This is a genomic window from Priestia sp. 3CA3 (genome assembly GCF_056836725.1).
Window position 1 is genome coordinate 64,674 of the sequence record NZ_JBXENJ010000003.1, and the last position, 14,301, is coordinate 78,974.

A 14,301-nucleotide genomic window follows, 5' to 3' on the forward strand; every position below is an offset into this window, starting at 1 on the left:
GTCTTTCTACTTAATGATTTCCTTATTAAGCGCATACATACAGGTGTAGAAAATGCAGCTATTCGTCTTTTATTTTATTAGTGAAGAATTTATAGCACTGCCGCACCATACGTTTTTCATTAATGCAGCCTAAGGAGGCGCAGCACATGGCAAATAGAATATCAAGAACAACAATCGTACTCATAGCGGCTATTTTAGCTCTAGCCTGCTTGTTTGTAGGGGTTCCAAAAACAGAAGCTGCTTCAACACCATCTCATTTAATTATCATTAACAAAGCAACAAATAAACTCGCTTATTACCAAAATGGTTCACTTGTCCGAACGTTTTCAGTCGCAACAGGGCGCACGCAGTCTCTTACACCAGAAGGGCATTTCAAAGTAGTGAATAAAATTGTCAATCGCCCTTATTACTCAGGGAACATTCCTGGTGGAGATCCTAGAAACCCTCTTGGCAATCGCTGGCTGGGTCTAAATGCGAGAGGTACATACGGCACGACGTATGCTATTCACGGAAATAATAATCCTGCTTCCATTGGCAAATATGTAAGCAGCGGATGCGTTCGTATGTACGATGAAGAAGTGGCATGGTTATTTAGTAAAGTGACCGTCGGTACACCGGTTGTGATTACAACTTCTTCTAAATCATTTAATGACATTGCAGCAGCAAACGGGTACAACGTTTCTGGAAACTCAGGTTCTACTCCAGCTCCTTCTACAGGAACTGTTTTAAAGAAAGGCAGTAAAGGAAATGCAGTTAAAGAACTTCAGCAGAAACTAACTTCACTTGGCTATAACACAAAAGGTACGGACGGTGTGTTCGGTGCCAATACAGATTCAGCTGTGCGTAAGTTCCAAAAAGACCACGGCTTAACGGCTGACGGTATTGTTGGTCCATCAACGTATAAAGCTTTAGGAAACCCTGGAACCAACCCGACACCAACAAATCCGACAAATCCAAAGCCAACAAACCCACCAGCGGATACAACAATTAACACAAAACAAACGCTTAAAAAAGGCAGCAAAGGCAGCAATGTTCAAGCTCTTCAAAAGAAATTAACGGCGCTTGGCTATGATACAAAAGGCACGGACGGTATTTTCGGCGCCAATACTGAAGCTGCTGTGCGTAAGTTTCAAAAAGACAATAAGCTAGCAGTGGACGGCGTTGCCGGACCTAATACGTTAACTGCTATTTCCAAACGCTAATAGAGCCTGAAATCAGGCTCTGTTTTTTTTATTTATAAACCTCTTTTTACACGGGCTCCTTAATGAACCATTACGCCGTCTTTCTTTTCTACCACATACTTAATCAATTGATAAACCGTTCTCATAAGAATTTGCTGCTGATAGATATCGTTTTTGGCAGGAATCACACTTTCTATGACCCTGCTATATTTATACGGCTGATCGTCTTCTTTTTCTTTATAAAGAGCGCGCCAGTCATTACGGGGATTTTCAAGCAGCTGTTCGTTGAAATAGGAATAAACGACGGTTGCGAACTCACCTGCCAACTCTTGAATAACCTGCTGTCGGTCGGTGACCGAATGATAAGTACTTGACCATCCAGACGGCTGACTTAAAAAATGCTCATACACAGATGAAATAACGGCGGACGCAATAGCTGGTACCGGTCCTTCATTCTCTCCTAAGGAAATGTTTAAACACGTTTCTCTGTCCATATAAGGAATGTTCAGCGACTCCATTGCTTCATAAAAAGCCTGCGAGACAGTCAAGTTTAAATAAATAGGATGCAGCTCTTGCTGCTTTTTTCTCGTTTCTGATACTAAAGCTGCCTTTAAGTCTTTATACAGAAAGTGACTCTCTTCGGATTCCTCGTGTACACATTCTAAAACAGACGTATTCCCTACTGTTAAATAGTAGTGAAGCTGCTTTCTCATAAGAGGTGAAACGCTTTTAAGCGCACCATCTATCAATTTAGCCATGGCATGTTTTTTAGCATAATCCGTACGGCAGCTTGGAGAGGTAAGCAAATCTCCGTGTGTAACACAAACGTTTACCTTAGCACCGTGCCCATGTACGATGAGCTGCTGAAGAAATTGAATATCTAATTCTTTAAGCCCATGATGTACGTATAAAATGGAAGCTGCTTGTTTAAAAGAATCGTGGATGGTGCCCGTATATTCAACAGATGGATGCTCGCAAATCGCTACCCCTTTTTTAAAAGAAAAAGGGCCGGAAACTTCAATTCTACGAAACAATGGATAGATAAGGCGTCCGTTATTTTCTTCTTCTTCATTTGTTAGCGGATCAAAGAAAGACAGCTCTTTTGCTGTGAGACGGCAGGATATTGGCCAGTCGTCTTCTCCTATTTCCCACGTTCCTTCCTTGTATTCTCTCAACCGAGATTCAATTGCCAGAAGCATTTGCTCAGTGATCTTCCTACATTCAAGCCGCTTATGCCATACCTCTGCAAAATCTCTTCCTTCTTGATCAACAGCGTCTTTTACTATTTCACTTTCTCGTTTAATTGCATCTACAAATTGTTTGAATGAACTATTTTCGTCGCTCATTCTTAAAGGAACATCATCATTAAAATAACGGGCTTTGTATGGGATATCTCCCAAAAGAGCGCGCAGATTAAAAGAGGAATCTCCGTGTAATAACTCAAAGACTAAGTCATAATCCGTGCCTCCTTCAGCATACACTTCAGCGCTTCTTAGTAGGATATTCTCCACTTTCCTTTGCACTTCACTTCGCGAAAAAAAAGAGACGGCAGCTTCATAGTGTTGGGAATCCTTCACCTTATACGTAGCAGAATAAGCGCCTTTACTGCCTATTCCTAGAAAGCCGCACTCCTTTTTTATACCAAGAAGCTGGCGGATTAAAGATGTTTTGCCGCTTCCTTGTTCTCCTATTACATGAACGTACTCATACTCGCTGTCAATTTGTTCGCTTGTCTTTTTTTCAATATCGTTATAAAAAGCATTCACTACTCGTTCATCATACCTTGCTTTTGCTCTTCCTTTTGCAGTACTTGTCCAAAAATCCTGCACTCTCAGCAGTTCATTCATCTCTTCAACCAACATGTCAATTTCATCGTGTTGCTCTGTATACATAAACCGTTTAACAAACGGGTGCGATCTTCCTCTTTCATCTTTTTTAAACGGATGCTGAAACATAATTGACCAGCCTTTTCGCGTAGGAGACTGACAGGCTTTTGCACGAAAAACTTTCATTCATTTCCCCTTCTTTCCCTAACATTGTCCTATTTGAAATGTATGGCTTTTAAAGGGGGGATATGTCTATCATTTTCCTCTTTTTAGAAGGATTTTTCCTGCATTTATCGAAGTAATTAATTGAGGTGATGGGAGAATGTTGACAAAAATTGTGAAATGCAGCATACCGACTGATAAAAAAGCATCTTTTTCATATACGCAACAGCATTGGGCTGCTCTTGCACACGTGAATGGTTTCATTGGCCAATTAGGGGGTTGGAACGTGGAAGATGAAACAGATGCTTGTATTCTAGCTCTGTGGGAAGATGGAACAACTTATCAAGAATTCATGAAGCATACTCATGATTCTATTTTTTATAAAAGCAAGCAGGATCAAACATATACGAATTTGGACGTTTCAACATCAGATCCGTCCTACTTCATCGGAGCACGCTACAATTATTATAGAAGCAGCGCCATTGAAAGCCGTTATTTAGTAAAGACGGAAATTGAAGTCGATTTTTACGACAAAGAAGATATTCATGAGATGGTAAAAAGCTTGATAAATCCTTCTTATCGCTGTTTATCTCACGTTGTATCACCAATCGAGCATAGCAAGCTTGTCATTTTTTCATTATACGGATCTGCTTGTCCGCAAAAAACAATTGATACTTTCGTTCATCCAAATGTACTGAACGCGTCTCAATACATATACCAATTAGAGAAAAATTGGAACGTTCTTTCCAATTAAAAAATAGAAGCCTAGGCCCGACGCCAAAGCTTCTATTTTTTTATGATATGAACCTCTTGATTTTGTACGGTAATGACTTCCTCCGTCATTCCTACAAACAAACCGCTTTCTACTACGCCTGGAATCATTGTAAGCTGTTTTTCCAGCAAAGCAGGATTTTCAATTTCTGAAAAATGGCAGTCTAGAATATAATTTCCGTTATCGGTGATAAACGGCGTATGATCATCTAAAAGCCTAAGCTGCGGTACACAACCTGCACTGCGAATATGCTTCGCCGTCATTTCCCAGCCAAAACGTATAACTTCAACAGGAAGAGGAAAAGCTCCTAGCGTCTTCACTATTTTCTTAGAATCCGCAATCACGATAAACCGCTTCGCTGCGTACGCAATCATTTTTTCTCGAAGCAGCGCGCCGCCTCCTCCTTTAATTAAAGAAAGTTCGCTATCCACTTCATCCGCTCCGTCAATTGCTATATCAATATATTCAACATCCGCTAAGGTAACAATAGGAATACCTAGTTTCCTTGCCAGTTCTTCTGTTTTTTGAGAAGTAGGAACCGCTTTGATGTTTAATCCATTTTTTACTCGTTCACCTAGTTTGACAATTGTATAATAAGCTGTTGAACCTGTTCCTAGCCCTACAATCATTCCATCTTCAACAAATTGTGCTGCTTTTTCACCAACTGCTTGTTTTTCAATCATACGAAGGCCTCCTTACTCATATTGTACCCGTTTACATAAAAAAGCAAAAGCATTATGAATCCTTACGAAAAAACTCAGCTGACTATTCAGCTGAGTTTTTTTGAAACTGTGTATTTAGAAGAATTTTTTCTACCCAATACTGCTGTTTTGTACTATTTGTCTGTTCGCTACTTTTTAGTTCAAACGTATAGTAAATATACCTGCTTGAATAATCATCATTCACATAAGCATGATAAATGCTATACTTTCCATCTCTTGTTTGTTTTTTCACATAAATCGTTGCATTTTTACCTTTTAACATGTAATCAGGCTGAAACGCATCCATTTTTTTTTGAGCTTCTTTGCTTTTTTTCTTAGAAAATAAAGCCGTTATTTTCCCAGCATTGTATGAATCATTTTCCTTCGTTGATGCTGTCCATACTTCACTTTCATCTTCACTGCTTTTATAAGAAGATTTATGAATAACATACTGAAGCGGAAACCACATGCTATATTGATTGGTATCCGAAGTAAATAATTCAAATCCATTGTCTGCTTGTTCATGATCGACCAAAAACGTACTCGTAAACTTATCTGCCTGGGCTTCGCTTTTAAATTTCCCGCTTTGAAACAGCCAAATTCCTACGGCAATGACCAATGCTCCAGCTACTGATGCGGCTTTTTTTCGATCCATTTTTTCCACACACCTTTTAATACCCCTTTAACTTTCGATAATACCATATTCATGTTTACATCGTCATAAGGAGAAATAACCAAAGGATTATCAGAGCGCACATGCTAATTTAACTAGAGAAAATAAACTTTTTTACAATAGTAAATTGAATAACAAGCGCTGAGCTAACAGCCGGTTAGCCTCACCCGGCTCTATCGTATACGTTAGTAATTCCTGCTCGCAAAATGATTAGACCGAATTCACCCACATACATTGTGCAAAAAATGTACTCAACAAAAAAAGAAGTGCTGTATGCACTTCTTTTAGGGGTTAATCTTTAGTCGACTGTTCCTTTGCTTCTCCAATCGCTTTTTTTAAATGTCCGTCATGTTTATCAAGCAGCCGGTGCACTTCATCACCTTCTATAGAAGTAAGAAGCGCAAGGATAGCGGCTTTTGGCGTTTTGTATGTTTGTAAACTTTCGGCTGCCTCTTCTGATGAGACGCCTGTTAGTTCTGCAATAATATTTTTAGCACGCTGGACAAGTTTATCATTAGTCGGCTGTACGTCTACCATCAGATTGCTGTAGACTTTACCAATTTGAATCATAGAAGCCGTCGTCAGCATATTAAGAACAAGCTTTTGAGCAGTTCCGGCTTTCATTCTTGTAGAACCTGTTACAACTTCCGGGCCGGATTCTGCTACTATTGCATAGTTTGCTTCTTGTTCCATAGCTGATTGAGGAGAATTTACAACGCAGCCCGTTACTGCCCCCAGGCTGTTTGCATACGCAAGCGCTGAGAGTGTATAAGGCGTTCTTCCACTTGCAGCTATCCCTACAAGAATATCTTTATTTGATAAATTAATCGCTTTCAAATCTTCTATCGCTTGTTTCTTATTATCTTCTGCTCCTTCTAACGCATGCCGAAGCGCCTTGTCTCCCCCGGCTATGATCCCAACTACTTGTTCGGCAGGTGTACCGAATGTTGGTACACATTCAGATGCATCTAACACGCCTAGCCGCCCGCTTGTACCTGCTCCGATATAAATCAGACGTCCGCCTTGTTTAAAAGCACTGACAATTTCATCTACTAACAAAGCAATAACAGGCAGCACCTTATTGATTGCCTGAGTCACTTGGTGATCTTCTTCATTAATTTTTTTTACAATTTCCAGGCTTGATAATTCATCAATGTTTAACGTTTGCGGATTGCGTTTTTCTGTTAAGATATGATTTAAGTTCACTGTGATCCCCTGCCTTTTCCACGATCATTTTTTCTCTATTGATACTCTTTCATGAACAGCTGATAAGCTCCTTTAGCAGATGATACTCGCTGTGTTGCCCACTGGATATAGTTTATTTCTTTTTCACATGTTTTTTTATAAACATTAAACACTTCTGGAACTTCCGTTAAAATGCTGCCTTTGCATGCCAGCAAGCAGCTCCCTTCAAACTGCTGCTTCTTATACAAATGCAGCGTCATGTTTGCAAGGTTCTTTCCAGCCCGTTGAAGAATGTCACTTGCTTCTTGTTTATGATTTCTCGCTTGATTTACAACAAGCGGAGTGAGTGAAGCAACTTCTGATTTAGGAGATGAATAGACAAACTTTTTTATATCGTGTATGGTATCTGCTTTTACATGTTGCAAGATTGTCTGACTAAGGCTGCTGTACGGACGGTTTTGATCATGCTCTTTCGTCAGCAATATCAGTGCTTGAAGACCAATCCAATATCCGCTTCCTTCATCTCCAAGAAGGTGTCCCCACCCTCCACCGTATTCATACACTCCATCTTTTTTACCAATGCTGACGGCTCCAGTTCCTGCAATGGTTAAAATCCCTTCTTTTCCATGCAGTAGTGCTTCATGTGCAATTATGGCGTCATCATATAAACCTACTTCTACTTGATAACGATTATAAAAATATCTTTTTATTTCTTCTTTGGATAATGCTTTACTTCCAGCAAGTCCTAGTGAAATGCCTTTACATGTATGACCAGCAAGCTCAGTTTTGCACGCCATAATACATTCATCAATATGAGTAATAGCCGTGTTGTAATTAATGAGTAAATTGCCGTAACCGCTTTTTGAAGCAGCGAGCTGTTGGCCGTCTAAGCTGTACGCAACGGCTTCTGTTTTTGTTCCCCCGCCGTCAATACCAATAATATAGTCCATTTTATCACCGCTCACAAAAAGCAAATTTATCCCATGGCTGCAGTTCATTTAATAAGAAAATTTCCTCTTCCGCAATGCGGCCTACTACGTTTGTTTTACCTGAGTTCTCCATGTCTAACAGCGCAATTTGCAGCTCTCCTTTGTACTGACCGTATAGTTCATTTTCTATTAAAATATCGCCTCTTCGAATGGAAGGAGTATGCGTAGGCTTGAATTCTTCTTTTTTATATTTTACTCGGCTTTGCGTAGAGCGAATTAAATAATCCGATACGTCTCCGCGGTAAAAATGAAACTCTTCTAGCACAATTTTTTTCTCAAGCTCGGTAATCGTATCATACAGGTTCACATTAAAGGTAAAGCGCTCTTGCTGAACAACATCACGCAGCGACTTCATTTCTTCTTCCGATGCATAAGCATTCGCAATGATTGCACAATCAATTAATCCCGTTTTAAAAAGATGCTTAGCCTGCACGTCGATTGGAAGCGTGCGATGCATTTCAAGCGTACAAAGCCCTTCAGTAACAGGCCACGGTCCAAAAGTAGCATTTGGTGAATTAATAAACGCTGCTGTTTCAAGGTTATGTTCTTTAAACAACGCTGAACACTTCATAAAGTGATCATACGACAATCCCGCATATCGATGAGGATAGAAGTTGTGCGACCCCAATAGCTGTTTTCGATTCGGCTGGTAACTTAAAATATTATCAACATACTTTGTTGCATTACTCATATTAATTTCAATTTTTAAGCCGTATGGATTAAAGGTCATAATGGACTCTTCATTTCCCGTATAGCCTAGATCAAGACGAATAGCATAAGCCCCTAATTCTTGAAAAAAAGATAGATCATCATAAGAAATGCCAAGCGCTCCAAATACGCGAGGAGCGATATCCACTACTACTTCCATCTCTAGCTCATTGGCAAACTCAATGATTTCTTTAAAATTTGCCATTACTTTTTTCTGATCGCCTTCAACAGAAAGCAAGCACGTAAAAATGCGGGTAAATCCGTATTGATGCGCAAGTGCTATATACGCTTTATCTTTTTCCACAGTCGAATGTTCCGGATAAATCGCAATACCTAGCTTTTTCATTGATTTTCGCCTTCTTTTTTAAATTTTTTAATAAGCTTAATCATATGTTCAATTAATTTTTGCTCTGAAATAGCCGTCATTAAATGATCTTGTGCGTGAATTAAAAGCAGCGACTTTTCAATTGTTTTTCCGTTCAATTCACGTTGAATAAGCGCAGTTTGCGTTTTATGAGCATGACTGAGCTCTTCTTGAGACTGCTTTAAAAGTTCGTCAGCTTTATTAAAATCATAATCTTCAGCTGCTTCTAACGCTTCATATGCCAGTGACCTAGCATTTCCTCCGTATGCAATAAGTTCAAAAATTTCATTTTCCATATTTGCTGCTTCTGTCATTTCTTCCATCCCCTTTTTTATAGTGGTGCAGGCGTAATGTTTCCTAATATTACAGGAGACAAAGCACCGGTTGCACTTGGTACATTGCTTGGATAACCTGCAAGTGTTTCATTTGCGAGCACCGCAAAAGCTACGGCTTCTTTTGCTTCTGAAGACATCCCTATTTCTTCTTGTGTATACACGCTGCAGCGCTTCCCTAGCTTGGCTTTAATCATATTCATCAGCGTATTGTTATAACTTCCGCCTCCCCCAATAATCACTTCGTCAATAGAATAGGCGGGAAAAATAAATGTTTCATAGTGATGTACAATGGATGATGCCGTGAACATGGTAATCGTAGCTAGCAAATCTTCTTTTTTATGGTTGCTATATTTCTCTAGCAGTCTCCTTGTGTACTGTGTACCGAACAGCTCTCTTCCCGTCGATTTAGGAGGAGAAAGATTCATGTAATCATGGTTCATACAGTCTTCTAAAAGCTCTGAAATAATAGTTCCTCCAGCTGCTAAACACCCATTTTCATCAAATGAAACATGAAAAAGCTGCTGACACGCTTCATCTATCATCATATTTCCCGGCCCCGTATCAAAAGCTACTACGGGTATAGGAGAGTGTTTTGGCGGAATCAACGTTACATTCCCAATACCTCCAATGTTTTGAAGCAGCCTTGTACGGTCAGCGTGGCTGTACAAAATTCGTTCGGTGTGAGGAACTAACGGAGCACCTTGCCCGCCCGCTGCCATGTCCATCACTCTGAAGTTTGCCACTACCTTCGTTTTAGTTTCATAGGCAATAACAGCGGGCTCTCCAATTTGGAGTGTAGACATCGCTGTATTTCCTGAAGCATACGGCTGATGGTAAATGGTTTGACCATGCGATCCGATGACATCTACTTGTTCAAGAGAAAACCCGGCTTTTTGGCACACTCTTTTCACTGCATCTGCAAACGCGTAGCCAAGTTTAAAATTCAAGCTGCAGATCAGCTGTACATTTGAATGTTCGAGAGAAAGCGCCTGTTCAATTTCTTTTTTTAACGGCGGTGAAAACGGCATGGTAATGAACTGAAGAAGCTTAACTTTACTTCCATAGCCGCTTCCTTCAATCTCCACAAGAGCTGCATCAATTCCGTCTAGTGACGTTCCTGACATAAGTCCAACGGCATACATACTACGCATTCACTTCCTTAAAAAAAACGGGTAAATACTTGCGATGAGCTTGAAGCAGTTCGTCTAAGACCGCCTTAGCCAGTTCGTCACTTGGAACAAGCGGATTAATGGTCAGGGCAACCAGCGCTTTTTCGTAAGATCCTGTAACCGCGGCTTCTGCTCCTACTCGTTCAAACGATTTAATTTGCTGTACGAGTCCATTCACTTCTACCGGAAGTTCACCGACAGCGAGTGGTACTGGTCCTTGCTTTGTTACAACACAGTTTACTTCAACCGCAGATTCGTTTGGCAGTGAAGAAATGGCGCCATTATTTCTTACATTTAATGTTTGAATATCACCTTTATCGTTATAAATGGATGAAATTAAATTACATGCGGCATCGCTGTAGTAAGCGCCTCCTCGTTTTTCCAGCTGCGGAGGCTTACTTTCTAGATTTGGGTTTTTGTAGAGTTCAAAAAGCTCGGCTTCTAATGCTTTGACCACTTCAGCGCGCGTAGTACCTGACTGAAAGGCCAAAAGCTCTTCTGCTACTATTTCTTTTGTTTTATAGTAGTAGCGGTGATAAGGACACAAGATCACGCCAAGAGCTTCCAAAAAATCCGGTTGCCACGGAATAGGAGCTATGTTTTTCATTGTTACTTGAGACTTTGGATCACTTAATCGCTGAATGACTTCTTGCGTTACTTCCTTTCCTTTGGCATACACATGCAGCCCGTATACCAAGTGATTTAACCCTGCAAATTCAATGTGCACATCTTCTTTTTCGATTTGAAGCAAGCTGGCGATTGAGTTCGTCATATGTACAGGCAGGTTACAGACTCCTACTACTTTAGAATGCTTTCCATATCGAAGCAGCGCCTCCGTTACCATACCGGCAGGGTTTGTAAAATTAATAAGCCAGGCGTTTGGACAAATTTCGTGTATTTCCTCGGCAATTTTCAACAAAACCGGGATTGTTCGCAAGCCCTTAAATAATCCTCCCGCCCCGTTTGTCTCTTGACCAATCATTCCGTACTTAAGAGGGATGCGTTCATCTTGAATACGCGCATCAAGCTGGCCTACTCTAAGCTGTGTCGTTACAAAATCAGCATTTATTAACGCTTTTTTTCGATCAAGCGTTAAATGAATTTCCATATCAACACCTGCTTTTTTGACCATTCTTCTAGCAAGTGCTCCTACAATTTCAAGCTTCTCTTTTCCTTCTTCAACATCTACAAGCCACAGTTCTTGAATTGGAAGCTCATTGTACCTTTTAATAAACCCTTCGACCAATTCAGGCGTATAGCTTGATCCTCCCCCTATTGTCACTACTTTCATCCCTTGCCCCTCCTTGTTAAAAAACGGCTAAATATGTAACGGCTGTGCACCCTGCCCCGAGCAAAACAAAGCGTATACAAACAGCGGTTTTAGATAAAGCTGCTGTTGAAAGCCGAATAGAAATAAATGTTGTAAGCAAAGCTGCTGACAGACTTGTAATGGCAAATAAACTATGCTGCGCTGACAAACCAGCATACTGCAGCAAAGGTGTAAAAATAACGTTACAAAGAACCATGGTCAACAGAAATAAAAACACGGTTTTATATCGAAATCGAACAAACATTGATCTTCCCTCCTATTAAAGAGATAGAAGCCAAACAAGTTGGCTTCTCTTTCTTTACATTTGAACTGAGCTATCGGATGGTGTAACCGTTGCTTCATCGCTTCTTTCCATTTCAACCATCTTTCGGTCGTACATTTTAAAGAACGGAAGATAAATCACAACAGAAATAGCAATATTGACAACGACCAGTACAACCGCCCGCCAGTCTCCTCCGGTCGATAGATATGCCCCAATCGGCGCCGGGAGCGTCCAAGGAACCATTACGTATGTTGGAGTAATAAGGCCTGTCGCCGTTGCTGCGTATGAAATGATCGTTGTAATAATCGGGATGATAATAAAAGGAATAATTAAAATAGGATTTAAGACAATTGGCAAACCGAAAATAATTGGTTCGTTAATATTAAAAACCGCTGGAATAAAAGATGTCCTAGAAAGCGCTTTCGAATATTTAGATTTTGAGAAAAACAGCATTGCTAAAGCAAGGCCTAGCGTTGCTCCAGATCCTCCGATCCAAACAAACCATTGAAAGAACGTTTCGGGTGCAATATACGGGAGCGTTGAAGCTCCGTCTGCTACCGCTTCAGCATTTTTCGCTAAATATACTTCCCATACAGGCCGTGCCACTGTCCCAACAACAGAGACGCCGTGAATTCCAAATGACCAGAAAAACGTAATTAAGAAAACCGGTATTAATACTCCTGCTAAACTATCTCCTGCCTCTACAAGCGGAGCAACTAGTTTATCAACTAAATGATGAAGATCGATACCTAAAACAATTGTAATAATGGTCATAAGTACAACAACAATCGCAACTGGAATTAGCGCTTCAAAAGACCTCGATACCGAAGGTGGCACTTGCTCCGGCATTTTAATGGTGACATTTTTTGCTTTACAAAACCTGAGAATCTCGACTGATAAAATCGATACAATCATCGTCACAAATAAACCATGTCCTCCAAGGTTGGTCATTGGAAGCATAAATCCTTCTTCTTCAATCAGCTTTGGAGTCACCGTAAGAAGTAGTGCAGCAACTGCAATTTGTGCTCCTGACAGCGGATCGAGATTATAGCTTTTGGACAAGTTATACCCTATCCCAAAGGCTATATATAAAGACATAATAAACATCGTTACTCGATATGGTATTAAAATGTTGGCGCTGTTATCAGCTGCCCATTTCGCAATTGTGCTATCTTGCGGCACAGGCGGAAACGCTAGAATCAAGAAAAAACTTCCGATAATGATAAACGGCAAAGCGGAAATAACACCATCGCGAATGGCTTGAAGATGCCGCTGTTCTGATAACCTGGCCATAGGTCCCGATAAATTGTTCTCTAAAAACGACACAAATTTGCTCATATACCCTTTCCCCCTCTATATTCTCCCCTTGTGTAATAAACCCCTTATTTATTTAAAAAGCAGGAAGAAACCTGCTTTCCTTAGCTAACGAGCTGTTGAACCGTTTTATAAAGCGTCGGACCTCCAAGCGGCGTATAAGCCTGCGGCGGAATGGGCCCGCATGGAACAGAAGCTTTATCCGCTTCCGCTTTCACTGCGTTAAACCGGTGACGAATCTGCGGTGCAACCATTACAACGTCCCAGCCCTTTTGAATTTCCTCTGCCACTTCATTTGTCCCAATTGCCAGCACTTCCATATCCGTTCCGTGCTTTTGTGCTTCTGTTTTTAATGCTTTCACCACAATCGCACTTGACATTCCTCCAGAACATACAAACAATACCTTCATTTTCTCGTTTCCCCCTACCTCTTAATTTTTTGAATTACATTATGTGTATCGATTATGCGCTCAAACACTTGATTGCCTTTTTGAATACATAACCGTATAAACATCGCATCTACAATGGCTAGCTGAGCAATACGAGCGCTCATCGTTCCAATTCGAATATGCTGCTCTTCTACCGAAATAGTCAGCAGAATATCAGCTAATCTAGAAGCTGGCGATGATCCGTGCTGCGTTAGCAAAATAACCGCTGCCCCTTTATCTTTGGCTATTTGCATCAGTTCCACCACTTCTTTTGTTTGACCAGAAGTCGATACTACAAACAGCACATCATCTTTTGTCATATTCGTAGCCATCACCATTTGAACATGACTGTCTAATGAAAACAGCGCTGAAATATCAATTCGAAGCAGTTTATACTGCGCATCGAGCGCAACTACAGATGATCCTCCTGCTCCGTATAAAAACACTCGCTTCGCTCTATGAATAGCTTCCGCGGCTGCATCAATTGCAGAAGAGCTCACTAAACGACTCGTGTTCATAAGTGCGCTCATACTTTTGCTCATGACTTTTTCAAGCACAGCTTCGGTCTCGTCTTCAAAATTAACCGGAAGATTCGGCAGCTGCTCGTTATTCACCTTATGAGCATCTTTTGCTAATTCAATCTTTAATTCTTTAAAACTATTAATCCCTACACGCTGACAAAAGCGGATAATCGTAGCTTCGCTGCACTGACACTGCTTAGCTAGCTGTTTGGTCGTTAAGTTCAACGTGGTCGTAGGATTTTCTAACACGTAATCAGCTACTCTTCCTTCAGCAGGACTGTAATGATTCATTTGTGCATCGATTAAAGTAAGTACGGAAAATTGGCGCATGAATTCCTCCATCGTTAAGTAACGTATTTCTAAAATATTCTTTAAATTACC

15 protein-coding genes are annotated in these 14,301 nt (G+C 40.6%); 2 read left to right on the plus strand and 13 right to left on the minus strand.

Going from position 1 to position 14,301, the window contains the following annotated elements:
- The first annotated feature begins 146 nt into the window (after positions 1-146).
- Entirely contained in the window at positions 147-1,202 is a 1,056-nt protein-coding gene (locus tag AC1VNJ_RS09755) for a L,D-transpeptidase family protein (protein WP_014461286.1), read from the plus strand.
- A gap of 59 nt (positions 1,203-1,261) precedes the next feature.
- On the opposite strand, the gene AC1VNJ_RS09760 is transcribed toward AC1VNJ_RS09755, so the two are convergent.
- Entirely contained in the window at positions 1,262-3,193 is a 1,932-nt protein-coding gene (locus AC1VNJ_RS09760) for a hypothetical protein (protein WP_482640741.1), read from the minus strand.
- Positions 3,194-3,329: 136 nt separating this feature from the next.
- Here AC1VNJ_RS09760 and AC1VNJ_RS09765 point away from each other — a divergent pair, with 136 nt between their 5' ends.
- Positions 3,330-3,923, plus strand: a complete 594-nt coding sequence (locus AC1VNJ_RS09765; RefSeq protein WP_013055735.1) for a YdbC family protein — start codon at positions 3,330-3,332, stop codon at positions 3,921-3,923.
- A gap of 32 nt (positions 3,924-3,955) precedes the next feature.
- Here AC1VNJ_RS09765 and rpiA read toward each other — a convergent pair whose 3' ends face one another.
- From rpiA to AC1VNJ_RS09825, 12 genes are all read right to left on the minus strand, one after another.
- Positions 3,956-4,624, minus strand: coding sequence for a ribose-5-phosphate isomerase RpiA (gene rpiA / locus AC1VNJ_RS09770; protein WP_033578214.1), 669 nt, complete (start codon positions 4,622-4,624; stop codon positions 3,956-3,958).
- An 82-nt stretch (positions 4,625-4,706) separates the two neighbouring features.
- Positions 4,707-5,297, minus strand: coding sequence for a hypothetical protein (locus AC1VNJ_RS09775; protein WP_482640742.1), 591 nt, complete (start codon positions 5,295-5,297; stop codon positions 4,707-4,709).
- A 309-nt stretch (positions 5,298-5,606) separates the two neighbouring features.
- On the minus strand, positions 5,607-6,521 hold the full coding sequence (gene murQ / locus AC1VNJ_RS09780; RefSeq protein WP_482640743.1) for an N-acetylmuramic acid 6-phosphate etherase: 915 nt from the start codon (positions 6,519-6,521) through the stop codon (positions 5,607-5,609).
- Positions 6,522-6,556: 35 nt separating this feature from the next.
- The gene (locus AC1VNJ_RS09785; protein WP_482640744.1) at positions 6,557-7,450 is read right to left on the minus strand and encodes a BadF/BadG/BcrA/BcrD ATPase family protein; all 894 of its coding nucleotides are present in this window, start codon (positions 7,448-7,450) and stop codon (positions 6,557-6,559) included.
- Between the two features lie 4 nt (positions 7,451-7,454).
- Entirely contained in the window at positions 7,455-8,543 is a 1,089-nt protein-coding gene (locus tag AC1VNJ_RS09790; protein ID WP_328158052.1) for a DUF871 domain-containing protein, read from the minus strand.
- On the minus strand, positions 8,540-8,875 hold the full coding sequence (locus AC1VNJ_RS09795) for a PTS lactose/cellobiose transporter subunit IIA (protein ID WP_013055725.1): 336 nt from the start codon (positions 8,873-8,875) through the stop codon (positions 8,540-8,542). The genes AC1VNJ_RS09790 and AC1VNJ_RS09795 overlap by 4 nt, the downstream gene beginning before the upstream one ends.
- A 17-nt stretch (positions 8,876-8,892) precedes the next feature.
- Positions 8,893-10,038 (minus strand): anhydro-N-acetylmuramic acid kinase AnmK, encoded by a 1,146-nt coding sequence (gene anmK, locus AC1VNJ_RS09800; protein ID WP_228307515.1) that lies wholly within the window; start codon positions 10,036-10,038, stop codon positions 8,893-8,895.
- Between the two features lies 1 nt (position 10,039).
- The gene (locus AC1VNJ_RS09805) at positions 10,040-11,356 is read right to left on the minus strand and encodes a 6-phospho-beta-glucosidase (protein ID WP_482640745.1); all 1,317 of its coding nucleotides are present in this window, start codon (positions 11,354-11,356) and stop codon (positions 10,040-10,042) included.
- Positions 11,357-11,372: 16 nt separating this feature from the next.
- Complete coding sequence (locus AC1VNJ_RS09810) at positions 11,373-11,639, minus strand: hypothetical protein (protein WP_033578208.1); 267 nt, start codon at positions 11,637-11,639, stop codon at positions 11,373-11,375.
- Positions 11,640-11,693: 54 nt separating this feature from the next.
- Entirely contained in the window at positions 11,694-12,995 is a 1,302-nt protein-coding gene (locus AC1VNJ_RS09815) for a PTS sugar transporter subunit IIC (protein ID WP_033578207.1), read from the minus strand.
- An 80-nt stretch (positions 12,996-13,075) separates the two neighbouring features.
- Positions 13,076-13,381 (minus strand): PTS sugar transporter subunit IIB, encoded by a 306-nt coding sequence (locus tag AC1VNJ_RS09820; RefSeq protein WP_028412249.1) that lies wholly within the window; start codon positions 13,379-13,381, stop codon positions 13,076-13,078.
- A 14-nt stretch (positions 13,382-13,395) separates the two neighbouring features.
- Entirely contained in the window at positions 13,396-14,250 is an 855-nt protein-coding gene (locus tag AC1VNJ_RS09825; protein ID WP_033578206.1) for a MurR/RpiR family transcriptional regulator, read from the minus strand.
- Between the last annotated feature and the right edge of the window lie 51 nt (positions 14,251-14,301).